Source organism: Halorussus limi (genome assembly GCF_023238205.1).
GTDB classification, from domain to species: domain Archaea; phylum Halobacteriota; class Halobacteria; order Halobacteriales; family Haladaptataceae; genus Halorussus; species Halorussus limi.
Genome location: NZ_CP096659.1, coordinates 791,247 through 813,804, shown reverse-complemented (window position 1 = coordinate 813,804; position 22,558 = coordinate 791,247). Strand labels below are relative to the sequence as shown.

The 22,558-nt window shown below is 67.4% G+C and carries 27 protein-coding genes; 15 read left to right on the top strand and 12 right to left on the bottom strand.

From position 1 onward, the window contains the following. The first annotated feature begins 65 nt into the window (after positions 1–65). The gene (locus tag M0R89_RS04255) at positions 66–578 is read left to right on the top strand and encodes a pyruvoyl-dependent arginine decarboxylase (protein ID WP_248651327.1); all 513 of its coding nucleotides are present in this window, start codon (positions 66–68) and stop codon (positions 576–578) included. 127 nt (positions 579–705) lie between these two features. Then, positions 706–1,098, top strand: a complete 393-nt coding sequence (locus M0R89_RS04250; protein ID WP_248651326.1) for a DUF5811 family protein — start codon at positions 706–708, stop codon at positions 1,096–1,098. 146 nt (positions 1,099–1,244) lie between these two features. Here the strand turns inward: M0R89_RS04250 and M0R89_RS04245 are convergent, their stop codons facing one another. The 4 genes from M0R89_RS04245 to M0R89_RS04230 all read right to left on the bottom strand — a co-directional run bounded on the left by M0R89_RS04245 (position 1,245) and on the right by M0R89_RS04230 (position 5,225). Continuing rightward, entirely contained in the window at positions 1,245–1,547 is a 303-nt protein-coding gene (locus M0R89_RS04245) for a DUF8015 family protein (RefSeq protein WP_248651325.1), read from the bottom strand. 177 nt (positions 1,548–1,724) lie between these two features. Then, positions 1,725–2,681 carry a sialidase family protein gene (locus M0R89_RS04240; RefSeq protein WP_248651324.1) on the bottom strand — a complete coding sequence of 319 codons (957 nt, stop codon included), beginning with the start codon at positions 2,679–2,681 and terminating at the stop codon, positions 1,725–1,727. Positions 2,682–2,932: 251 nt separating this feature from the next. Then, on the bottom strand, positions 2,933–4,735 hold the full coding sequence (gene infB / locus M0R89_RS04235; RefSeq protein ID WP_248651323.1) for a translation initiation factor IF-2: 1,803 nt from the start codon (positions 4,733–4,735) through the stop codon (positions 2,933–2,935). 298 nt (positions 4,736–5,033) lie between these two features. Beyond that, positions 5,034–5,225: a hypothetical protein gene (locus M0R89_RS04230; protein WP_248651322.1), complete on the bottom strand. Its 192-nt coding sequence runs from the start codon at positions 5,223–5,225 to the stop codon at positions 5,034–5,036. 71 nt (positions 5,226–5,296) lie between these two features. Between M0R89_RS04230 and M0R89_RS04225 the strand changes: the two genes are divergently transcribed. From M0R89_RS04225 to M0R89_RS04210, 4 genes are read left to right on the top strand one after another with little or no spacing between them, the layout of a single operon-like run. After that, complete coding sequence (locus M0R89_RS04225) at positions 5,297–5,554, top strand: hypothetical protein (RefSeq protein WP_248651321.1); 258 nt, start codon at positions 5,297–5,299, stop codon at positions 5,552–5,554. After that, positions 5,547–6,341: a hypothetical protein gene (locus tag M0R89_RS04220; RefSeq protein WP_248651320.1), complete on the top strand. Its 795-nt coding sequence runs from the start codon at positions 5,547–5,549 to the stop codon at positions 6,339–6,341. The genes M0R89_RS04225 and M0R89_RS04220 overlap by 8 nt, the downstream gene beginning before the upstream one ends. A 56-nt stretch (positions 6,342–6,397) precedes the next feature. Continuing rightward, complete coding sequence (locus tag M0R89_RS04215) at positions 6,398–6,643, top strand: PRC-barrel domain-containing protein (protein WP_248651319.1); 246 nt, start codon at positions 6,398–6,400, stop codon at positions 6,641–6,643. Further along, on the top strand, positions 6,644–7,108 hold the full coding sequence (locus M0R89_RS04210; protein WP_248651318.1) for an NOB1 family endonuclease: 465 nt from the start codon (positions 6,644–6,646) through the stop codon (positions 7,106–7,108). A gap of 80 nt (positions 7,109–7,188) precedes the next feature. Here M0R89_RS04210 and M0R89_RS04205 read toward each other — a convergent pair whose 3' ends face one another. The 4 genes from M0R89_RS04205 to M0R89_RS04190 all read right to left on the bottom strand — a co-directional run bounded on the left by M0R89_RS04205 (position 7,189) and on the right by M0R89_RS04190 (position 10,936). Beyond that, positions 7,189–7,332 carry a CopG family transcriptional regulator gene (locus M0R89_RS04205; protein ID WP_248651317.1) on the bottom strand — a complete coding sequence of 48 codons (144 nt, stop codon included), beginning with the start codon at positions 7,330–7,332 and terminating at the stop codon, positions 7,189–7,191. Positions 7,333–7,442: 110 nt separating this feature from the next. Beyond that, a complete protein-coding gene (locus M0R89_RS04200; protein WP_248651316.1) occupies positions 7,443–8,555 on the bottom strand; it encodes a CPBP family intramembrane glutamic endopeptidase in 1,113 nt (370 codons plus the stop codon). 115 nt (positions 8,556–8,670) lie between these two features. Continuing rightward, positions 8,671–9,558 (bottom strand): BGTF surface domain-containing protein, encoded by an 888-nt coding sequence (locus M0R89_RS04195; protein WP_248651315.1) that lies wholly within the window; start codon positions 9,556–9,558, stop codon positions 8,671–8,673. An 85-nt stretch (positions 9,559–9,643) separates the two neighbouring features. Then, on the bottom strand, positions 9,644–10,936 hold the full coding sequence (locus M0R89_RS04190) for a phosphoglucose isomerase-related protein (RefSeq protein WP_248651314.1): 1,293 nt from the start codon (positions 10,934–10,936) through the stop codon (positions 9,644–9,646). A gap of 141 nt (positions 10,937–11,077) precedes the next feature. Between M0R89_RS04190 and M0R89_RS04185 the strand changes: the two genes are divergently transcribed. From M0R89_RS04185 to M0R89_RS04175, 3 genes are all read left to right on the top strand, one after another. Continuing rightward, positions 11,078–11,872 carry a hypothetical protein gene (locus tag M0R89_RS04185; RefSeq protein ID WP_248651313.1) on the top strand — a complete coding sequence of 265 codons (795 nt, stop codon included), beginning with the start codon at positions 11,078–11,080 and terminating at the stop codon, positions 11,870–11,872. A gap of 294 nt (positions 11,873–12,166) precedes the next feature. Continuing rightward, a complete protein-coding gene (locus M0R89_RS04180; RefSeq protein WP_248651312.1) occupies positions 12,167–12,685 on the top strand; it encodes a DUF8056 family protein in 519 nt (172 codons plus the stop codon). 95 nt (positions 12,686–12,780) lie between these two features. Further along, the gene (locus M0R89_RS04175) at positions 12,781–13,260 is read left to right on the top strand and encodes a DUF5812 family protein (protein ID WP_248651311.1); all 480 of its coding nucleotides are present in this window, start codon (positions 12,781–12,783) and stop codon (positions 13,258–13,260) included. Between the two features lie 11 nt (positions 13,261–13,271). Here the strand turns inward: M0R89_RS04175 and M0R89_RS04170 are convergent, their stop codons facing one another. Beyond that, positions 13,272–13,640, bottom strand: a complete 369-nt coding sequence (locus M0R89_RS04170; RefSeq protein ID WP_248651310.1) for a DUF7968 family protein — start codon at positions 13,638–13,640, stop codon at positions 13,272–13,274. A 111-nt stretch (positions 13,641–13,751) separates the two neighbouring features. On the opposite strand from M0R89_RS04170, the gene secF reads away from it, so the two are divergent. From secF to M0R89_RS04155, 3 genes are all read left to right on the top strand, one after another. Further along, positions 13,752–14,633: a protein translocase subunit SecF gene (gene secF, locus M0R89_RS04165; protein WP_248651309.1), complete on the top strand. Its 882-nt coding sequence runs from the start codon at positions 13,752–13,754 to the stop codon at positions 14,631–14,633. Continuing rightward, the gene (locus tag M0R89_RS04160; RefSeq protein WP_248652314.1) at positions 14,630–16,219 is read left to right on the top strand and encodes a preprotein translocase subunit SecD; all 1,590 of its coding nucleotides are present in this window, start codon (positions 14,630–14,632) and stop codon (positions 16,217–16,219) included. Before secF ends, M0R89_RS04160 begins: the two co-directional genes overlap by 4 nt. 165 nt (positions 16,220–16,384) lie before the next feature. Continuing rightward, complete coding sequence (locus M0R89_RS04155) at positions 16,385–16,654, top strand: hypothetical protein (RefSeq protein ID WP_248651308.1); 270 nt, start codon at positions 16,385–16,387, stop codon at positions 16,652–16,654. Here the strand turns inward: M0R89_RS04155 and rnhB are convergent. Next, complete coding sequence (gene rnhB, locus M0R89_RS04150) at positions 16,651–17,301, bottom strand: ribonuclease HII (protein WP_248652313.1); 651 nt, start codon at positions 17,299–17,301, stop codon at positions 16,651–16,653. The genes M0R89_RS04155 and rnhB overlap by 4 nt on opposite strands. Before the next feature lie 205 nt (positions 17,302–17,506). Between rnhB and M0R89_RS04145 the strand changes: the two genes are divergently transcribed. From M0R89_RS04145 to M0R89_RS04135, 3 genes are all read left to right on the top strand, one after another. After that, on the top strand, positions 17,507–18,214 hold the full coding sequence (locus M0R89_RS04145; protein ID WP_248651307.1) for an ERCC4 domain-containing protein: 708 nt from the start codon (positions 17,507–17,509) through the stop codon (positions 18,212–18,214). Positions 18,215–18,429: 215 nt separating this feature from the next. Further along, the gene (locus M0R89_RS04140; protein ID WP_248651306.1) at positions 18,430–19,872 is read left to right on the top strand and encodes an MATE family efflux transporter; all 1,443 of its coding nucleotides are present in this window, start codon (positions 18,430–18,432) and stop codon (positions 19,870–19,872) included. A gap of 138 nt (positions 19,873–20,010) precedes the next feature. Continuing rightward, complete coding sequence (locus M0R89_RS04135) at positions 20,011–20,304, top strand: HalOD1 output domain-containing protein (RefSeq protein ID WP_248651305.1); 294 nt, start codon at positions 20,011–20,013, stop codon at positions 20,302–20,304. A 25-nt stretch (positions 20,305–20,329) separates the two neighbouring features. Here M0R89_RS04135 and M0R89_RS04130 read toward each other — a convergent pair whose 3' ends face one another. Both M0R89_RS04130 and M0R89_RS04125 read right to left on the bottom strand, forming a co-directional pair. After that, complete coding sequence (locus M0R89_RS04130; RefSeq protein WP_248651304.1) at positions 20,330–21,079, bottom strand: DUF2270 domain-containing protein; 750 nt, start codon at positions 21,077–21,079, stop codon at positions 20,330–20,332. A 150-nt stretch (positions 21,080–21,229) separates the two neighbouring features. Next, on the bottom strand, positions 21,230–22,555 hold the full coding sequence (locus M0R89_RS04125) for a tRNA pseudouridine(54/55) synthase Pus10 (RefSeq protein ID WP_248651303.1): 1,326 nt from the start codon (positions 22,553–22,555) through the stop codon (positions 21,230–21,232). Between the last annotated feature and the right edge of the window lie 3 nt (positions 22,556–22,558).

Sequence of the window (22,558 nt, the reverse complement as noted above, 5' to 3'; positions counted from 1 at the left end):
CCGACGAGTACCCGACCGGACCGGAAATCGCAACCCCTTACCGCGACGGGCGACTCCCTCCTGATATGAGTACGATTCGGGTCGCGTGGGGGACCGGGACCGGTCCCACCGAGATGTCCTCGTACGACGCCGCGCTGGCGGACGCCAACCTCCACAACTACAACCTCGTCGCGGTCTCGTCGGTGATTCCCGCCGGCGCGACGGTCGAAGCGGTCGGCACGGCCCCGGACCTCGGTCCGGCGGGCGAGCGCCTGACGGTCGTGCAGGCGCGCGCGACCGGCGTCGGTCCCGGCCGGGTCTCGGCCGCGCTCGGGTGGTCCACGAGCGAGGCCGACCCGACCACCGACGGCGGGTCCGACGACGAGAACGGCCCCGGTCTGTTCTACGAGGCGGCGGACGAGACCGACCCCGAAGACGTGGCCGAGCGCGTCCGAACCGGTCTCGCGGCGGGCCGCGAACTCCGAGAGTGGGAGTTCACCGACGAGCGAATCGAGACCGCGGACGTACGCGCCGAGTCGGGAACCTTCGCCACCGCGGTCGTCGTGGCCGTCTACGGCGAGAGCGAACCCATCTGCTGAGCCGTCGCATCGACCGATATTTCGTCCTCTCGCGGCTTTTCTCCGCCGACCCGCCCCGACCGTGTCACGGACTGCCGAAGCCGAGAGCTTTTAAACCGTAGGGTCCTAACGTCTCTTCGTCAGACCGATGAACGGAAACACCCCCTACGCGGGCGTTCCAGGGAAGACGCAGGCAGGTCACCGCGCGGAGACCGACGTCCCCGACCTCTCCCCCGAGCAGAAGGAGTCGCTCCGCGACAGTATCGCCGCTATCGCCAGTCAGACCCGCGAGTTCCTCCCCGACGAGTACGTCGTCGGGTCCAAGGTCGGCGACGACGGGAGCGGACCGCAGGCGCAGGTCTCGGTCCAACCGCCGGTCGGCCACCCCGTGAGCGCCGGCTTCCAACCCGACCTCGACGACTTCGACGGCGACGACCTCGTGACCCACGAGGAGGCCGAAGTCGCCCGCGGCCTCGCGGCCAGCGCGGCCATGCAGGTCAAGCAGATGATGGGCGACAACATCACGCCGACCGCGCGATAAGCAGACTGCGTTCGACCAATTGCGCACTGGCCGATTACGAACTGGCCGACTGCGCACCGACCGACTGCGCGTTCGGGTCGAGAGGCTTCCGACTCGACTCCCGATTCGCCCCGTTTTCTTTCCGACTCAGTTCCGACCGGCACACCTCAGGCGGACGATTCGCCGACGCTTCCGCTCCCGACGCTCGTAGTTCCGACGCGGTCGCCGCCGACGCTCTCGTCTCCGCCCGGCCCTCTCCGGGTCGGCGGGTCCCGGAAGAGGAGGTGGCCGACCGTCAGCGCCGACAACAGCGCGCCCGCCGACACGCCGGTCTGGGTCGTGACCGGCAGCACCGCTCCGGCGAACAGGCCGACCAACAGCGGAAGTGGGACGACGGCGAGGACTAGGTCGTAGTGAGAGACGTTCGGTACTCCGGCGTTACCACTGCGTAGTAGGTCGCGCCCGAGCATGAAATCACTCTCCAGTACCGCACTACGGTCGCGTACGACTAAAAATTATTGGTCGGTGGTAAACTCGACGCCGGGGGACTCCGACCTCCGGAGGTCGCGGAGGGCGAGAACGGCAGGGAAACCGAGCGCCGAGTCAGCGACTCGGACGTCCGGAAGCGGGCGACCGAGTCGTCCCCTTTAGTTCTCGACGACGACTCCGCCCGCGCCGACGGCGACGTTCGTGTCGCCGCGGACGACCGCCTTCAGGTTCTGGCCGGTCGGCGTCGCGTCCTGCGTCCACTTCGCGTCGGTCAGGTCGAAGACCTTGCCGCCGCCGCCGACCGTGAAGCCGTCTCGGTCGTCGTCGGTGACTTCGATGTCGCGCAGTCCGGCGTCGCCGAGGTCGGTCGGCGTCCAGTTCGCGCCGTCCCAGTGGAAGACCATGCCGCCGCCGCCCGAGACCCACACGTCGTCGCGGGCGTCGCTGTCCACGCCGTAGAAGTTGACGTTGGCGTCGGCGATACCGATGTTATCGTAGGAGACGCCGTCAGTCGTCTGGAACACCGTCTGGTTGGTGTCCACGACGTGGCCCGACTTCACGTCGTAGAAGTCGATGGCCGAGAGCGCGGACCCGCTTCCGGGCGTGACGTAGTTCCACGTCTGGGACGCGCCGTTCTCGAAGCTGTAGTAAATCTTGCCCGAGTCGCCCGCGACGTAGACGTTCGCCTCGCCGGCGGGACCCGTCACGGACACGTCGTTGAAGTTGTTCGTGCTTCCGGTCGGCTTGGAGTGGTTGTAGAGGGTGCCCGTCTCGACGTCGTACGCGCCGACCGCACCCGACGAACCGACCATCCAGATTTGCTTGCCGTCGTCGGTCACGTCCGCGCCGTACAGCGAGTTTCCGTTGCCGGTGACGCCGCCGTCGAAGACCTTCCGCCAGCCGTCCGGCGTCCGGCGGATGGCGACGCCGCCAGCGCCGACCGCGTACGCGCCGTCGTCGGTGTACTCCACGTCGTAGAGGGTGTTCCCGGTGGGGGTCTCGGCGACCGTCCACCCGGTTTCGGCGGCGGTCGCAGTCGCGGGGAGGGCGGCAGTTACGACCGTCGCGGCCGATGCTCGCAGGAACCGTCGTCGCGTCGTATTTCGTTCCGTCATGACTCCGCTCGGCAGTGAACGACCGTTGACACTTCAAAGGGAGGAGCCGTTTCTGGTCTTCAAACCGTTTAAAACCGTACCAGAGGCGCTCACGAGCCACAAAAAGGATGTTCTGGGTGGTAATTTTAATAGGAATAGGATTGAATTGATTGCTTGATAAACAATGAAGAATAAAGCCGGAGAGTTATAAACTAACGCGAGATGCGGCCGAGGTTCGGGACAGTTCGCCCCGGACACCGATTGGGGCGGGGCTACTTGCCCCAGAAGGGGTCGCGCTTGCGCTGCTTGTCGAGGTACATCTTGAGCGCCTCCAGTTCGTCCACCGGAATGTCGTCGCCGAGTTCCTGTTCGAGAATCTTGGCGTGCTTCTCGGGGACCTCTATCCAGAGTTCGTCGCCCTCCTCTATCTGGCGACCGACAGTCGGCCCGTCGATGGCGACGCTGACGCGGTTTCCGCTTCGGGCCTCGTCCACGTCCTCGCCCTGCTCCTGAATCCCTTTGAGTTGCCCGACACGAGTGGGGTCGTTACCCTCGAACTTCACCACGTTGCTGTTCTTCTTGACGGTGCCCGAGAGAATCTCGACGCCGACCACGGCGGGGTCGTTCTGGCGGAAGGTGTGGTCCTGCAGAATCTGGAACCGGGCGGGCCGAGTGATGTTGTCGAGGACCGTCTCCTGCTGGGCGCGTTCGAGTTCCTCGACGTACTCCTCGTACTCTTCGATGAGGCGGTAGATGACGCCGCTCTCGAACAGTTTCACGTCGCTGTCCTCCGCCTGCTGTTCGGCGTCGGCCAGCACGTCCACGTTGAACGCGAGGATGGTCTTGTGCTTGTCCTCGCCCGCGGTCGATGCGACGCTGATGTCGCGCGGGGCCACGTCGCCGACTTCGGCGCGCATGATGGGAATCTCGGCCTCGTCCATGGCGTTGGCGATGGCCTCCAGACTGCCGAGGGTGTCGGCCTTCACGACGACGCCCTGCTCTTGGGTCTCGACCTCGATTTCCGAGAGTTCGGCCCGGACCTCGGCGATGACTTCCTCGATGTCGCGGTCCCGGACGACCCGAACCGGCGCGCCCGCCATCGCGTCGTCGAGGCCCGGCGCGGCGATTTTGACCCCGGAAGCCGCCGCGATTTCCTCGACCTTCTCGAACCGGTCCTCGGTCCGAATCTCGGCGAGCGGTCGGGGCTTCAGGATGGCGCGCACGTCGGTCACGATGGGTTCGTCGAGACCCCCGACCACGATGGTCTCGTCCTCGCGGATGGTGCCGTCGTACAGCACCACGTCGAGGGTCGTCCCGAAGCCCTTCTCCTCTTTGACTTCGAGGACGGTGCCCGCGCCCGGTCCCGTCACGTCGATGGCCATGTCCTCTTTCATGTACCGCTGGGCCAGTCCCATCAGGACGGTCAGCAGGTCGGGAATCCCCTCGCCGGTCTCGGCGCTGACGGGGACGACGCCGATGTTGCCCCGGAAGTCCTGGACGCGCCAGTACATGTCGGCCGAGAACCCTTCGTCGCTGAGTTCGCCGATAATTTCGTACAGTTGCTCGTCCAGCATCGAACTCGCCCGGTCGCTCTGGGCCTCCTTGGTCTGTTGGACCGGAGCGTCCTCGTTGGGCTTCCACCCCGGCACGGTGTCTATCTTGTTCGCCGCGACGACGAACGGCGTCTGGGACTGCTTGAGGATGTTGATGGCTTCGAGCGTCTGGGGCTGGAAGCCGTCGTTCACGTCCACGACGAGGATGGCGATGTCCGCGAGCGCGCCCCCGCGGGACCGCAGCGTCGTGAACGAGTGGTGGCCGGGCGTGTCGATAAACAGCAGGCCGGGCAGGTCGAAGTCGCTGGGGTCGATGAGGCTTCCCGCGACTTTCGACACCACGTCGAGCGGAATCGCAGTCGCGCCGATGTGCTGGGTGATAGCACCCGCCTCACCCTCGATGACCGTCGAACCGCGGATTTTGTCCAGAAGGCTGGTCTTCCCGTGGTCCACGTGACCCAGTACGGCGACGATAGGGGTGCGCAGACCGTGACCGTTCTCGCGTGTATTAGTGTCAGGCATAGGCTACCACCGGGGAGAGAAGGTTCTTACTCAAGAGGTACTGCGCGCGGCATTTAACTCCATCGCCATTTCCGCGGTCGCTCGATACCGCTACGCAGGTGGTCTCGGGGACCGGTCGAGGGGTTGGATTTACCGTGCCTCCGCGAGAGTTCATCGGCCGGTGAAGCGTAACTGCTACGTGCGCGCCCGGCGAGTCCGCGACTCGAACGTCGCACTGGGCGTCGTCGCCGTCGGTACCGCGGTCGCACTCGCGGCGACGGTCTCGCGTCCGTTCGACGCCCTTCTCAGTCTCGCCCGGTCAGACCAGCGACGCCGCGATGTCGAGCAGTTCGCCGGCGGTCGCGGGTCGCAACGCGAACAGTATCCCGACCACGAGCAAGGGGACGCCGAGTATCGGGGCCGACGGCAGGAGGAGGACGCCGCCGAGCGCCGCGACGACGCCGACCAGTCGTGCGAACAACTCGAGGCCATTGGCGAGTCGCTCGTTCATACTCCCCGATGCGGACACCACCGTAATAAACCACCGCGGGTCGGTCGCGGAGGTTCCGTCGAGGGCCAGTCGTGCCGGGACCGTCGGAGAGTGACCTGACGTCCACGAAGCGAGTGACGCTGCTCGTCCAGCGTGCCGAACGCAGCAAGCCCAACGAGACCGCACCGAACGACCAGATAACCTCGGTCATCAATCAGTTCGGGGCGGTCATCAACCAACTCGACGCGCTCGGCGGGAGTCGAATCACAGTGAAGACCAGCGGCGTGTTGGAACACGACACGGGCGAAGTTATTACAACCCTCGACTACGCACGAAACGCTGATGTCTGAATCCTCCCCCGAGGCTACGCAACGACCGATTCGCGGCTGTCAGCTGTTCCGCTCTCGCGGGGTAGCGGCTCACACCGCCGCCTTCGTCGTCGGCGCGGCGCTGTGGTTCGCGGCGTATCTGGCGGTCGTCTCCGTCGCTGGCTGGACCGACCTCGTGGCCGCCGACGGCGCGACCGCCGGTCGGGCGCGACTGTTCGCGGGGGCGGCCGCAGGTATCGTCACCGGGCTGTACTTCGCGTTCGCTTACACGCGGGCGCTCGGTAGCCCGATGTTGAACCTGCTGTTCCCGTGGGTGTTCACGGTGTTGGCTCCGGCACGAGTGTACGCGCTGTTCGCCGGGTCGCCAGACCCGCTGTTCGCGTCGGGAACCGTCGTCGTGGCGGCGGCGCTCGCGGCTCCCGGCGGCGCGGCGCTCCTCGCCGTCATCGCGTGGTATCGCTACCGGTTCGGGTCGATGGCGAACGGCAAGTCGTGGGAGGACGACCACTTCCCGCCGGGATTCCGCCTCGCGGAGGCCAGCAGTGGCGGCGGCGTCGATTGGGAGAACGCCGACTACGGCCTGCGGTCTCACGAGGGGAGCTTCGTGGGCACCGGCTACAAGCACGGGTTCGTCGTCACCGCGCTGGTCGTCGCTACGGTCGCGGTGCTGTTCGCCGTGGAGCGATTGCTCGGTTCGAGTCCGGCCGTCGCGGTACTGCTCGATTCGCCGTGGGTCCTCGTCTTCGGGATCGGACTGGGCTACGTCGCGTGGCTCAACCGGCGGTGGCGTTCGCGTGCCGGCGTCTGACCGCCCCGCCGCGCTCCCCCGTATCCTTTATATAGAAGCGCTCAGTAACCCCCCGTATGTCGGAAATCCTCGCCGAAAACCTCTCGGGGAAGGCCGTCATGGGGTCAGACGGGACAGAACTCGGTATGCTGTACAACATCACCATGGACCTCAAGACGGGCGAACTCGCCGACCTGCTCATCGAACCGGACGAACAGTTGGACAGTACCTCGGTGGCGTTCGACTCGGACGAACAGGGTCGATTCCAGGTCCCCGTGCAACGAGTGCAGGCGGTAAAAGACTACATCGTCGTTCAGCGGTAAATGTACGTTCTAGACTCCTCAGCCTTCATCAACGAGTATCACACGACCGAAGACATCGCGACCATCCCGATGGTCCGGGAGGAACTCGAAGACGAGAGCGCCTATCGCTTCGACGCGATGGAAGGGTCGGGGATGCACATTCATATTCCCCAAGACGGCGCGGTAGAGCGCGTCCGCCGGGCCGCCGAGGAGACCGGTGACTTCGAGGAGCTATCGACCACCGACGTTCGGCTCATCGCGGCCGCCTTCGAACTCGACGCCAGACTCGTCACCGACGACTACGCGATGCAGAACGTCGCCGAACACATGGACGTCAGCGTCGAGGTCATCGCCCAAGACGGCATCACCGAACAGCGCGACTGGCGGTTCCAGTGTCAGGGCTGTGGCCGGGAGTTCGACGAGAACAAGGACCGGTGCCCCATCTGCGGCAGCGAACTCACCCGCAAGAACCCGTCGAACGCCTGACCGGCGTTCTCGCGTAACTGTCGGACGACGGCGCGACTGCCTCGCCTGCGGCGCGCCCGACGCGCGGCGTTTTCCCGTCGTCACTCGTCGGTCTCTATCTCTTCGAGACCGACTTCGATGAGTTGCTGAAGAACCTCCTGCGTCGTGAGGTCGTACTCGCGGGCCAGCGTCTCGATGCGTCTGGCGCGCTCACGCTCGCAGGTGATCGAGTACCGATGCTTCATGCAAATTTCGAAAGTGTTTGGAGGTGTTAAATCTACGTCAGACGAGGAGCGGACGCGAGGCCGACGTCCGGCGGACGCTCCTCTTTTCGGAGCTACAACCTCGCGTCCCGTCACGCCCCGCCGGTCAGTTGGAAGTACATCGCGCCGAAGATGACCGCGTCGAACGTGCCGTGAATCAGCGCCGGGACGGTCAGATTGTCGGTCCGCAGGTACGTCGCGCCCAGCACCAGCGACAGGCCGAAGATGACCGCGAGCGTGCTGACGAGCGCACCGACGCTCGCCCCGGTCGCGTAGGCCGGGATGTGGGCCAGCGAGAACACCGCGCTCCCGACCAGCACCGCGCCCCAATCGCCGAAAGTGTCGTACAGGTCCTTCTGGATGATGTTTCGGTAGAGCAACTCCTCGCCGGGACCGACGATGAGCCACGACGCCGGAATCATCAGGAGCAGGATGCTGGCGTCGCCGTTCGCCGCGGTCTGCTGGATGCTGTGGTTCGCGGTGCGCACGCCGAGTTCCGAGAGGACGACGGTGACGACCGCCTGTAGCGCGAACAGCGCGACGACGCCGCCGACAACGTACCCCACGTCGCGCAGGGAGGGCGTCCGGAAGTCGAGGTACGAGACCGTCTTGTCTGTCCACTGGAAGTACAGCAGCGCGACGGTCCCGGTCCCGAACCCGAGCGCGACCGCGCCCAGAGCGAGTTCCATCGCGGAACCGGGTTCGCCGGGCATCAGTCCCCCGGCGATGCCCACGAGGAGACTCCCCCAAATCGCGATGGCGAACAGTCCCGCGTAGCCGACCGCGAGGCTCCAACTGATGGCTTTCGCGGCCCGTCGGAGCGAGTCGGGGAACCCCCGACCGTCGCCGTAGGCCGCGACGACGCCGCCGACCCCGCCCAGCAGCGCGAGGCCGACGCCCCACGGCGACGGTGCCGACGGAGCCTCCGCGACGAGCGCGCTCCCGCCGGCGACCGGGGCCGCGACCGCGACGGCCGCGTAGCCGACGATTCCGAGACTGGCGACGCCGGCCGCGAGCGACCCCGGAACTCGCCCGAGCAGGTCGCGCCGCCGGAGCGAGAACGCCCCGAGCGCGGCCCCGCCGAGGACTGCGACCACGACGTTCTCGAACGGACCGACCCCGGTCGTGCCCCACGGGAACGCGGCGGCCGCGAGGGCGAGGGCCGCCACCGCGACGCCGACGCTCGCAGCAGAACGGTCTTCCATGCCCGTACGAAGGGACGGCCGGGCTAAAGTCCCTGTGTTTGCGCGAGCGAGACCGAGCGACGGTCACGCGCGGTCGAAAGAAGAAAGGAAGTGACGACTGTCGGGTCGCGAACGGTCAGGCCCGCCGCGCGAGCGCAGCGCCGGCGGCCAGCGCGCACAGCGCGACCGGGACGCCGAATCCGGGTACGCTGGACTCGTTGTCGCCGTGAGCCGTCGTTTCGTTCCCGTCAGTGGTCGTCTCGGTCGGCGCGTCCGTCGTCGTCGTCTCGTCCGCCATCGCCGACTCGTTCAGGATTACGCCGACGGTCTCTGCGTCACCGGAGGCCACCTGAAGCGTGATTTCCCTTCCCGACTCGACGTCGCTCAGGTCGAACGTCGCAGTAGCAGTGCCGTCTTCCCCGACCACGGCCGGAGAAGTCCGAACGAACTTGTCGCTCTGCATCTGGACGGTGAGTTCCCGGCCCGGTTCGGCGTCGGTCCGGACTTCGACGGTCTGGTTCGGGGCGTTTTCGAGGACGATTCGGTCGCCGTCGTGGACGAACTCGACCGAAATCCGCTTCACGACGCCTGCGGTCTCGGCGAGTTTCTGGTCGTCGTGGCGCACGACCAGTCGGACCTCAGAACCGGTGGACGCGTCCAGAGCGTTCACGTCGACGGGGAACGTAGCAGTCCCGTTCTCCGGGACCTCGGCGATGCTCTCCATCGCGAACGACCCGTTGACCCAGACTCCGAGGTTCAGCATCGTTCCGTTCTCGGCGTTCGTCTGGACACGGACCGTCTGGTCCGCGCCGGGGTGGAGGACGACCTGCTCGCCGTCGCGGACGAACGACGCCGTGAGGTTCTCGCTCTGGTTCGTCGCGTCGGTCCGGGCGACCGCCGAGTCTACTTGCCGCGTCGATGCGTCGTCTGCCGTCGCGGGTCCGACCGCGACCACGCCGGCGACGCCCGCGAGGGCGACCAGCGCGGCGAGGACGACCCGCCGGTGGAGGGCTGTGTCGAACATATTTCGAGCTACTTCGCCCCGGATTGTAGTTAAACGACTGTCAAAAGCTTTCTGTTATTTCGTCTCACCGAGACGCCGTACCGTACTACTCGACGGTCAGCGTCGTCTTCTCGGCGACGGCGTCGGCCTCCTCGAAGTCTCCGCCGCCCAACAGTCCGCGGGCCGCCTTCTTGCCCCACTCGACCGCGGGTTGGGTGAACGTCGAGACGCCGGCGAGTTCGCCGTAGACGACGCAGGCGGCCTCCATTCCGTAGAGGAGTTCGCCGAGGCTCCGCTCGTCCACGCGGTCGATTTCGACGCGGACGTTCGGCTGACCCGCCTCCGCGAGGCTGGCTTCGGTCGCTTCGAACTCGGCGTCGAGCAGGTCGCCCAGCGACGACCCGCCGAGGTACGAGAGGCCGTCGAGGTCGGTGTGCGGGATGGCGCGGTCCGCCCGCTCCTCGGGTCGCACGAGTGTGACCATCTTGTCGTGAGGTCCGGCCCGGTAGAGTTGGAGTTGAGAGTGCTGGTCGGTCGCGCCGAGCGCGCGGGCGGGGGTCTGGCCCCGGCCGTCCTTGCCGAGGCTCTCGGCCCACAACTGGGCGAACCACTCGGCGAACGTTTCCAGCGATTCGGCGTAGGGCATCATCGCGTTGACCGCCGCGCCGCGCTCTTCGAGGGCGTAGGAGACCGCGCCGTAGGCGTAGGCCGGCGACTCGTACAGCGACCCCGCGAGCCGGTCGGCCTCGTCGCGTGCGCCCCGGAGAATCGCGTCGAGGTCGTGGCCCTGTATGGCGGCGCAGGCGAGTCCCACGGTCGAGAGGACCGAGAACCGGCCCGGAACGCCGTCGGGCACGTCGAGCGCGGGCAGGTCCTCCTTCTCGGCGAGTCGCCGGAGGTTGCCCTCTCGGCCGGTGGTGACGAAGGTCCGGTCGGTCCAGTCGACGCCGGCGTCGTCCATCGCCTCGCGGACGACGAGGAAGTTGGCGAGCGTCTCGGCGGTCGTGCCCGAGCGCGAGACGACGTTGACCGCGGTCGAATCAAGCGGGAGGGAGTCGAGCAGGCGCGAGACGTGTTCGGGGTCCACGTTGTCGAGGAAGTAGGCGTCGGTCTCGGAGGGGAGGCCGTCGGCGAGGGTGGCCGCGCCGAGCGCCGACCCGCCGATACCGACCGTCAGGACCGCCTCGGCGTCGGCGAACGGTTCGACCGCGGTCCGAATCGCGTCGAGGTTCGCGGTCTCGGGCAGGTTCAGCGCGGCGTAACCGTGTTCGGCGTCCGCCCTGCCGCGCTCGATTCGCTCGTGGGCGTCGGCGACTCGCTCGTCCAACTCGTCGAGTTCGGTGCGGGAGAGTCCGGGGTCGGCGACTTCCGAGAGTGCGTTGCCGAGGTCTACGCGCATACCACAGTCGGCGACGCGGCGAACCAAAAATGGGCGGGTCCCGCGGCGCTGACCTGTCAGGGTCGATTAGTATACCGGCAGAGGGAAACTGAAGTAACGACCGGATAACAAAATTCACTCTCGCCGTGGCCGAACGAGAGCATGGACGGGAACTCACAATCGACGACCCGACGGTCGCTGTTGGCCGCCGTCGGAGCCGGTTTCACGTTCGGGTCGGTCGCGACTCGCGGCGCGGCGGCGACCCGCGACGACTCCCAGTACGTCCTCGTGCAGGGCGAGGAGTGCGTTCCGGTGCGGCCGCTCCGGGGACAGATGACGGTCGAGACGTTCTACGAGTACCACCTACCGGCGGAGCGGGTGATGGACGCCAACGGTGCAGTCGCGAGCGAGAGCACCGACTACGCCTCGGCGGGCACGCGGGACCTGCAACGCGCCCAGACCAGCATCGCGTTCCTCTATCGGGGGCCGAAGGGGACGAGCCTCGTCGTGGTCCACGGGAGCGTCCAGACCTCCGACTCCGGGGCCGTGACGTTCAGATTCACCGGGCTTCCCGACGACGGCCAGTGGGTGGTCAAAGACGACCTGTATCCGAACCCCGAGACCGGCGAAATCGCCGCGACCAACTACGACCAGTGGAACGTCGAGGGGGACCGCCAGCGCGTCGACTGGACGTGGGGAAGCGGCGGGACCGACGGCGGCGCGTTCCGGGGCCTCGGCGACGACTTCGCCGTGACCATCGACCCGGCGTTCAACGACGAGGCCGCGCTCTACGGCGACCACTACGAGGGCACCGTGACCGACTGGCAGTTCCTCTCGGGGTCGGCGAGCGTCTCCGACCGCATCTCGCTCGACTTGGGCGAGCGAATCGAAATCCGGACCGGTAGCTGTGACGACGGAGGGAGCGACGGGGATTCCGACTCGGGGAGCGACGGATAGGACGAACGAGCGAACGGAGAGCGAACAGCGCCAACGACTGACGCGGTCCCGACGCCGCGACTCATCACCGGTCGCCGCGGCCAGCAGTCCCCAGCCTTTCTGTAAGAACCGTGTCGATAGTCCCGTCTTAACGGCCGCTTCGGATATCTCTACCCATCTTATAACATTATCTTCAATTGCTAAAGAAATATACTTCGTTCCCCTGTCGGAGCGAGGGGACCGACGGCGCTCGGCGTTCGTCGGCCGCTGTCGGCATCGCACGGCTTATTGGCGGTCCTTGCTAAGGTCCGGACGATGCCGGATTCGACTGCCGACGGGTCCCGAAGCCTCGTCGTCGGGGCGTTCCGCAGAGCCTTCGCCCGCACCGAGTCGCGACTCCTCAAGACGTACGTCCTCGTCAGCGCGCTCCTCGGCGCGTTGCTGGCGGTCCTGCTCCTGCTCGCGTTCCCGGTCTGGGTGTTCGAGACCGCGGGCGGGTCGGAACTCGCGACGTTCTCGCGGGCGTTCCTCATCGTCGTCGGCGTCCTCCTGCTCGTCACACTGGTCGCGCCCGTCCTCTCGGCCGGGCGGCGCCACGCCCGCGGAACCGCGAGCGCCCGCGGCGACCTGTCGCTCGCGCTCGCTGGCTACCTCTTCATCGGGTCGCTGTACGCCTCGCTGCTGGTCTCGGCGCCGCCGGCCCAGCGCGAGACGCCGCCCGCGCTCCTCGCGCCCGCGGTGGAGTTCCTCTACTCGCTCCCCGCCGCGTACGCGGTCGCACCGCCGCTGGTCGCGGCGGCGCTCATCCTCCTCGTGCATCGGTTCGCGCGATAGGACCTGTCGGGGTCCTGTGCGAGGACCCTCGCCGACTACCGGGTTCCGATACCGCAAACGCAACCGGGAAAAGCCGCGGTTCCGTACTTCGAATCATGAGCGACGCCGACCCCGAAGAGAAGACCAGCACGTTTCTCGTCACCCACGCCGAGGGCGACTCGGCCGTGCTGAAGGACGTACACGACGGGCAGGTTCACACCCTCTCCTCGAACCCCGGCGTGGAGGAGACCGACGCCGTCGAAGCGACGGTCGCGCCCGACCCGCCGATGAACCTCACGTGGTCGGTCGTGGAGGTCGACGAACGCCGGGGCCTCTCGACCGAGCGGAGCGACGAACCCCCGACCGTCCACGAACGCGACATCGCGGACGAACAGGACGTGGGCGAAATCACGCGCACCGAGCGCGCCGGCGACGGCGAGATTCACGTCCTCACGGTGCCGCCCGAGGACACCGAGGACGCCGTCACCGACGTGCTGGACGACGAGGGGACGCTCTCGCGGGCGGCCCGACTCGGCGTCTCCCGCGTCGAGGTCCGGGCAGAGGACGGCGTCGTCAGCGTCCGATACATGCCCTAGCGGGCGTCGGCCTACACCTCGTTCGGTCCGCCCTGACTCTGGACCTGCCACCCGCCCTCGATTCCGCAGGCCTCCCTGACCGACCACTCGACTTCGGTCTCCGGTCCGAACGTCTCGCCGCCCTGGATGTCTTCGACCCGGAGCGGCACGTCCAGCGTACTGCCACAGCACCCGACGCCGACGAACTCCTCCCACACGTCTCCCTGCCGGACCCGGTCGGTCTTCGTCTTCCGGAGGTACGCCACGAAGGCGTCCTTCTCGACCTGAAACCGTCCCCAGTCGCTCAGGTCCTCCGGGTACGAGACGACGACGCGGTCCGCGGGCGAGAGATTCTCGTGTCGCTCGCTCAGGTCGTCTACTTCGTCGGTGTTGCTCCCCATACGTCCGACTACGCGCCCGACGGGTTTGAGCCTTCTTCCCACGGGACGGCATCGAGTTAGTGAAACTGGATAAGAACACTTATTCACGGCCGTCTCACATTCCACACCCATATGGTAGCGTTCGAAGTGCCGGAGGTGGACTACACCCAGTACACCAATCGGCAGTTGGCGGCGATACCTCTCGCGATTCTCGCCGTCGCACTGCTGGTTATCGTCGGGTGGTACGTCTTCACCGGCGCACCGGTACGACTCGGAATGGAGTTCACTGGTGGCACGGAGCTACGTGTCCAGACTTCGACACCGCCCTCCGAAATCTCCTCGGCGTTCGCGACGGAAGCGTCCGTCACGCCCGTCCGGACCGCCGACAACACCTATATCGTGACGTTCCCGCCCGGAGCCGAAGACATCGCGGACCAGGCGCGCAACAACTTACAACCGGTCCAAGGTCAATCGACCGCGGACATGGTGAAGTCCGTGCAGGGGACCTCCGCCAGCTTCGGCGAATCGACCCAGCGACTCGCGCTGATGGGCGTCGGTCTCGCGTTCGTCGGCATGAGCATCCTCGTGTTCCTGATGTTCCGGTCGTTCGTCCCCTCCATCGCGGTGGTCATCTCCGCGTTCAGCGACATCGTGATTCCGCTCGCGCTGATGAACCTGCTCGGCATCCCGCTGTCGCTGGGTACGGTCGCGGCGCTGCTGATGCTCATCGGGTACTCGGTCGACTCCGACATCCTGCTGAACAACCACATCCTGCGCCGGTCGGGCGACTTCTACGAGTCGACCCACCGCGCGATGCGGACCGGCGTGACGATGACCGTCACCTCGCTGTCGGCGATGGCCGTCATGGCGCTCGTCGCGTGGATATTCGGCATCGACCTCCTGCGTGACATCGGCATCGTGCTCGTCCTCGGCCTCGCGACCGACCTGATGAACACCTACATGCTCAACCTCAGCCTGCTTCGCTGGTACAAGTACGAGGGGGTGGCCCGATAATGGATATCCGCGACAACTGGCGGGTCATCCTGCTCGCGGTGTTCCTCGTCGTCAGCACGTTCGCGCTCTTCTCGCCCGGCGTCGGCAGCGACGGCGGCGGAGGTGGCCAGAGCGGCGCGCTCGTCAACGAGACCCAGGGCGACGGCCCGACCAACCTCAAGTTCGGTCTCGAACTCTCGGGCGGCACCCGCATCCGCGCACCAGTCGACGGAGTGACCGCTGAAGGCGTCGACGTGCCGCAGAGCACCGACGCCCCGACCGTTCAGAGACGGGTCGCCGGCAACCTCTCGGGCGTGACTGCGGCCGACGTGACCGTCCGGTTCGCGCAGGCCGCCAACGAGACCACGACCGTCGAGGTCTTCGCCGGTAACGTCACGACCAACGAGTTCGAACAGGCGCTCCAGAAGGCCGGTTACGACTACGAGAGCGTCCGGCAGGGCGTCACCGCCGAGACGCGCAGTACGGTGGTGCGCATCCTCCGGGACAAGATTTCGGAGGCGGGTCTCTCCGGCGGGCAAGTCCAGCAGGTGACGACCGCGAGCAACGAGCACTTCGTCGTCATCGAGATGCCCAACACCAACCGGAGCCAACTCGAAGAACTCGTGACCCAGCGCGGGCAGGTGCAGGTCGTCGCCGCGTACCCGGTCCAGACCGACAACGGGACCGTGACGCGCACGACGCCCCTGCTCTCACAGGGCGATTTCAGCAGCATCGGGACCGCCCAAGAGACTCAGGGCATCGGCCCGAACGTTCCCGTGGTCCTGAACGACCAAGCCGCAGAGAACTTCTCGAACGCGATGCGGAAGTTCGGCTTCACGAACGAGGGAGTCCGGGCCTGTAACTACCGGGCGAACCCCGAGAGTCCCGGTTACTGCCTCTACACCGTCGTGGACGGCGAAGTCGTCTACGCGGCGAACATGAGTCCGGACCTCGCCCAGACGTTCCGGCAGGGCAAGTTCACGCAGAACCCGAGTTTCGTGATGGGCACGGCCAACATGTCCGAGGCCCGCGAACTCCAGATTCACCTCAACGCGGGTTCGCTCCCGGCCTCGCTGAACATGGAGCAGGGCACGTCGTACTTCCTCGCGCCGAGTCTGGCCGAGGAGTTCAAACTCTACTCGCTCATCACCGGTCTCGTCGCGGTCGGTGCGGTCAGCGCCGTCGTCTTCCTCCGCTACGGTGACCCGAAGGTCGCCGCGCCGATGCTGGTGACGGCGCTCTCGGAGGTCGTCATCCTCCTCGGGTTCGCCGCGGCGGTCGGACTGCCGCTGGACCTCTCGCACATCGCCGGGTTCATCGCGGTCATCGGGACCGGGGTGGACGACCTCATCATCATCGCCGACGAGGTGATGTCCGAGGGCGACGTGTCGTCCTCGCGCGTCTTCCAGAGTCGGTTCCGGAAGGCGTTCTGGGTCATCGGCGCGGCCGCCGCGACGACCATCATCGCGATGAGTCCGCTGGCGGTCCTCTCGCTCGGCGACCTGCAGGGCTTCGCCATCATCACCATCCTCGGCGTCCTCATCGGGGTGCTGGTGACGCGTCCGGCCTACGGTGACATCCTGCGGAGTCTGCTGACCGACAAGTAAGCGACCTCGATTTTCGCTCGTCGCCTCCTTCGACGGATTCGCTTCCTTCCCGATACTCCCCGCGACGCTCCGCGGCGAAAACTTCCCAGTGAGAAACCGGTACCGGGGTCGTGTCCGGAGGAGTAGACGCGAATCTTCTCGTACGACGCCGAACAACTCCCGACCATGCCCTCCGACATCTCCGACGAGCAGTTAGAGCGCGTCGTTCGTCGTGCGGTCCGAGCGGAACTCTCTCGACTGGTCGGACGACTCTTCTGGACGGTCGTCGCCCTCGTCGGCATCTACGCGGGGTTCGGTCTCGTCGCACTCGGTTTCAACACCCCGGAGTTGAACGTCGTGACAACCGCGTTCGTCGTCCTCGGCATCGCACTCGTCGGACAGGGGGTCCGGATGCTCCTCTCGAAGTGGTGGCCCGACGACATCGACGCCGCTTAGAAGTCGCCGAGTCCCGACTGCTCGGCCGCGGCCAGCACGTCCTCGCAGGTAGACCAACTCCGGCGCGCGCAGTCGGGTAACTCGCCTCGCTCGGCCACGAACGCTTCCAGAAACTCGCGGGTGGTCGGGTCGCTCGGATAGCCCGACCCCAACTCGTCGAGCGGCGGGCCGTACTCCTCGGCGTACGCCTCGGCGAGCGCCGCGACGTGAGCGTCGCGTTCGACCTTCGCCACGATGCTGGCCGCGCCGACCGCGGCGTACGTCTCGTCGGCACCGTGTTCCGCGGTCACGCTCACGTCCTCGGGCACGCGGTCGGCGACCCGCCGGGCGAATCGCTCCTCGCTGGTGTCGCCGGCGTCCGCGACGCCCTCTGGGTGCCCGCCACCGTCGCGGGCGACGCCCTCCGCGCCGTCCGCTTCGAGGACGTTTGCGACCGCCTCCGCGTGGGCCGCCACGGTCAGCGTGTTCATGTCCTCCTCGCCGTCGATGCGTTCGACCGGAATCTCGGCGACCCCGACCGCGACGCTCTCGTCCGCGCGGAGTTCGGCCGCGATTTCCTCGCGGCGCTCGGGCGCGACGTTCTTCGAGTCGTCGATGCCGGCGGGGAGGTCGGCCGGGTCGGCGACCCGGACCGCGGCGGCGAACATCGAACCCAGCACCGGCCCCTTTCCGGCCTCGTCTACTCCGAACACGCTGTCGAAGTCCGCGCGCGAGCAGTTGGCTCTTACGATGGTCGGCGCGCAGGACGCGCCGGTCGCTCGTCCGCTCTGCGCCCGATTTCGACCCGCGGATTTCGTTCCGGAGTTCCGACAGCCGAGACGCTGATACGCCCCGAACCCCTACCACCGTCGAATGACGCTCTCGGTCGCCGTAGACGACAGAGAACCCGAGGGAGTCCGCCGAGCGGTCGAGGCCCACGACGACGTGACCGCGGTCGAAGTGCGACGCCTCCCCGCGGCGGATATCGCGATAATCGACGAAAACGCACCCGAAGACGCGGCCTCCGAAGGCGGGTCGGTCCTCGGGACGGTCGGCATCGAGCGCAAGACCGTCTCGGACTACGCGAACTCCGCCATCGGAGCCTCCGGCACCGACCTCCGCGAGCAGGTCGTCAAGATGGCCGACGCGTACGACCACGCCTACGTCCTGCTGGAGGGTGACCTCGCGGACGTGGGGTCGCGCAGACCCGGCCTCGACGCCGCGGCGGTCCACGGCACGATGGCCTCGTTCGCCGCGCGCCACGACACGCCGGTCATCCCCTGCTCGGACCGACAGCGTTTGGTGGACGTGGCGATTCGCCTGCTCCGCAAGCACCGCGAGGACCCCTCTCTGCGACCGCTTCCCGCCGGTAGCGTGACGGGGTACGCCACCCCGCGGACCAAGCGACTGTTCGGGTGTATCGAGGGCGTCGGCCCGCAGACCGCCGACGCGCTCTACGAGGAGTTCCCGTCGGTCGAGGCGGCGGTGGCGGCGACGCCCGCCGATTTACGCGAAGTCGAGGGCGTCGGCCGGAAGCGCGCCGAGGCGATTTTCGAGACGCTGCGCGGAGAGCGCGATTAACCGGAGTCCGGTTCGCTGAATCTGCCGAGTCGAGTGGCGGTCGGAGAGTCCGGAGGGAGGGTGCTCCGGGCTTGAACCGAGGAGTTACGCCCGACATAGCACCGCTACCGCGAGGACCGCCGTCTCCCGGGCCTCCCGCGCTTCCGGGCCGTCGGCCTGCGACGGCTGCGAACATAGAAAACATTTTAATTTCGATTCGAAACATACCAACCGACGTGGTACGCTTCCCGAATCCCGTTCGACTGCTCGTCCTCGCGGTCGGCCGGGTGCTCGCTCGCGCCGGACTCGTCTCGCCCGAGCGCGTTCGCCGGACGACCGACCTCGCGTGGCCCCGCATCGTCACCGGTCTCGCGCGCATGTCGAAGAACGCCGTGGACGTGGCGATGGTCGGGTCAGCGGTCGGACCCGTAGCCATCGCCGGCATCGGGTTCGCGAGTCCCTACTGGGGCGTCGCGTTCTCGCTCGGCGGCGGTCTGGCGGGCGGGACCATCGCGTTGGTCTCCCAGCGGTTCGGCGCGGGGGCCGACGACGAACTCGCGCTCGCGGTCCGGGGCAGCGCGCTCGTCGTCCTCGCCGTCTCGCTCCCGGTCGCGGCCGCATTCTGGCTGTTTCCCACTCGACTCGTCGCGGTCATGACCGACGACCCGCGGACCATCGAACTCGGCGCGACCTACCTCCGAATCCTCGCGGTCGGCGTCCCCTTCGCGGGTCTCAATCTCGTGGGCAGTCGCATCTACATCGGCGCGGACGACTCGTGGACGCCGATGATAGTCCGGGGCGGCGGCGCGATAGCCAACATCGTCCTGAGCGGCGTCCTAATCTTCGGTCTCGGTCTCGGCGTCACCGGGGCCGCGGTCGGCACCGTGCTGTCGAACGTCCTCGTCACGGGCACCTTCGCCGCGGGACTCGTCGCCGGACGACTCCCCGGTATCGGCGACCTCCCGGTGCGGGTGAACCCGGCGGGCACCTACTACGACCGCGAGACCATCGCTGACTTGGTCCGCATCGGACTTCCGGTCGTGGGTCGCAATGGTGTCTGGACCGTCGCCAAGTTCCCGATGCTGGCCATCGTCGGCCTGTTCGGCCCGAGCGTCGTGGCCGCGTACGTCATCGCGCGGCGCATCTGGGGCCTGATGAACACGCCCGGATGGGGCTTCGGACTCGCGGCCAGCAGCCTCGTCGGGCAGGAACTCGGCGAGGGCGACGAGCGCGGGGCCGAGGCGTACGCCTACGACATCATCGCGTTCTCGGTCGCCACCTACGTCGTCGCGGCGGTCCTCGTGGGCCTGTTCGCCGAACCCATCGTCGGCCTGTTCGTCGGCGAGAGCGGCGACGCGACGATTCCCGTCGCGGTCGAACTGGTCTACGCCGCCTGCGTCGCCGCGGTCGCGCAGGGCGTCAAGTCCGCGACCGCCGGACCGCTCGACGCCAGCGGCGACACGCGCTGGACCTTCTACAGTCAGGTCGTCGGGATGTTCGGCGTCGCCATCCCGGTCGCGTACCTCGGGGCCGCCACCTCGCTCGGACTTACGGGTCTCTACCTCTCGTTCGTCGCCGAGACGACCGTCCCGGCACTCGTCAACTACCACCGGTTCTCGACCGGCAAGTGGAAGGCCATCAGTCGGGAGTTCCGGCCGGGCGCGTCGGCCGACGACTGACCGACCTGCACCGACCGGCGCGAAAAAGCCGCGTTCGCCCCGAGAGCGGGGCGGCCCTCTTTCGCCGCGGACGGCGTAATCCGTGCGTCTGACGGCCGTCTGCCGGTAATTGATACGCTTGGAGGACTCACGAGAAGTATGGCAATCGCAACCCCCTCCGCCGAGACCGACGCGACGCTCTACCGGACCCGACACGACCCCGACAGTTCGGAGCCGATAAGCCGGTCCATCTACACCGCACTCGCCGCGGTCGAGGGCGTCGCCCCGCCGGAACTCGACGTTCGACTCTACGACAGCGTCGACGTGGAGGCGCTCGACGACCTCTTCCGAGCGAACGCCGACGACGAGTGGGAGTTCACGGTCACGGTCGAGCAGTACGCGGTTCGCGTCCGGGCCGACGGTCGCATCGCGGTGTCGCCCGCCGCCGAGTGACCGGCCCGGGACCGGGACCGCGAACTCACTCCCGCCACGGGTCGGTGGACTCGCGTTCGTGGAACTCGCCGCCGCTCCGCCGGACGAGTCCGTAGACCACGGCGGCCGTCGCCGCGAGGTAGAAGACGGCGACTCCCGCGACGACCGCAGTCCCCGGAACGCTGAGGACGCTCGCGGTCGCTCGCCACGACTGCTTCGGTTGGAACACCGTGACTCGGGCGACCCACGCCGCCAACAGCACGAGCGACAGCGGGTAGTAGATTCGGCGGAGTCGCCGCGAGAACGCCGTGAAAAGCGGTGTCTTCACCGCCGGGTTCCGGAGGTCCTCGCTGATACGCCGCCGCCAGTCGGGATGCGAGATATCCCTGTCCGGGTCGAACAGTTCCGCGAACAGGTCCTGTTCCAGCAGGCGGACGCGCTCGCGCCACACGTCGTAGGCCCGGTAGCGCCGGGTCTCGACCGCGAGGAAGACCACCAGCGCACCCATCCCGATGAGCAGGAGGTAGTGAGGGTTGTTCGCGCTGGAGAACACCCACGTCAGCAGGGCGGCGATGATGGTGACCGCCCAGTAGGACGTCTGGTCGAGGCGGCCTCGCCACGCCGTCACGCGATCCATCTGCCCCCGATAGAAGTGCCCCAGCAGCGAGATGGCGTCCGACGGGTCCTCCGCGAACGCCTCGCCGATGCTCTCGTCCGGTCCCTCCGAGTCGTCGCTCGGGTCGCTCACCGTCGCCTCGTCGCGACCGTCCGCGGCCGCGTCTCCGGAACCCCCCATGTCCCGGAGTACGACGCTCCGCGACCTACGGTTTGTGGCGTTGCGAGGGACGGGGTTCGCCGGCTCCGTTACGAAGGCTCTGCGCGACGCCGCTGTGCAAAGCCGATGCCGACCGCTCGCGACGGCCTGCGTCGGTCCGTCTCCGAGAGTCTACACCGATTCTTTCAGGTAGTCGGGGTCGTCGAACGCTTCGTCCTCGCCCTCCACGGCCAGCACGTCGAGCGCCGTGACCTCCGCTTCGACGCCCAGCAGGCCCGCGAGACTCGGCGTCGTCCGGCCCTCGTCGCCCGAGACCAGTTCCTTGACGTAGAGACCGCCCTCGCCGTGGACCTCCAGTTCGGCGTGGCGCTCGTCTTCGAGGTGACCGTCGACGTCGTAGACGGTCCGGGTCCGGGTGATGCTCGCTCGGCGGTGGTCCACCCGCTGAGGGGTGTCCTGCTCGACCGTGGTGCCTCGAAGCTCCTCGATTGCCTCTTCGAGGGCCTGCGCGGTCACGTCGCCCTCGAACGCCACGTCCATGCGGTAGGTCTTGCTCGCGTCGAGTTCCTTCACGCGCTCGACCATGTCGTGAGTCGCCAGCGCGAGGTCGGTGACTTCGGCCTTGCCGTCGGCGTACTCGTTGATTTCGTCCTCCAGCGCGTCGGTGTCCACGTCGCGGCGCCGGGGTCGCTTGACCTCGATGACGAACGGTCGGCCCGTATCGAGCATCAGCGCGTCCACGTCCTCGCGGCCCGCGCCGTGGAACAGCGCCTCGCCGCCGTCCATCGCCTCCAAGACCGGCGGCGTGGTCAACTGTTCGACGCTCTCGTCGTAGAGGTAGCCCGACCCGCCGCAGTGGTCGCAGGGTTCCTCGCCGCCGCCCTCGGCGAGTTGCTTGCCCGTGCCGCCGCACTCCCGGCAGGGCCACTCGGTCTGGGGGATGTCGCGTTCCAGCTTCCGGTAGCGGCCGTAGACGAACGCCGAGTTTATCTGGACCTCCACCGCGTGGTCCGAGATGTCCTCGCGCTCGGGGTCCACGTTGAGCAGGGCCAGCACGTCGGGCCGCCCGAAATCGACCTCCGCGCCGGTCAACCGGCCGACGCGCTTGCCGACCTCGCGGTTGAACTCCGACTTGAACGACTCGCCCGCGTCCTCGGGCAGGTCTGCCGACTCCCGGAGCAGGGCCTCGTTCTCTTCGAGGAGCGGCGGGGTGCGCGTCCCGACCTGATAGGTGTCGAACTGCCACCCGTCGAGCGACCCGGCGACCTGCTCGGCGTACTCGTCGAATCGCTGGCTCTCGCCCTCGCAGACCCAACACGCCTCGGCGTCGGCGGGTTCGAAGGGTTCGTCGTCTTCGATAGCGGCCGCGACCCGGAGCGAGCGGCCGCGCTCGGCGTTGGTCAGCCCGAAACTCCGGTCGGCGAAACACCGGCCCAGACACGAGTCGCAGACGGGGCCGTTCTCGGCGACGCGGCGGGCGTCTTCGAGGATGGTCATGGT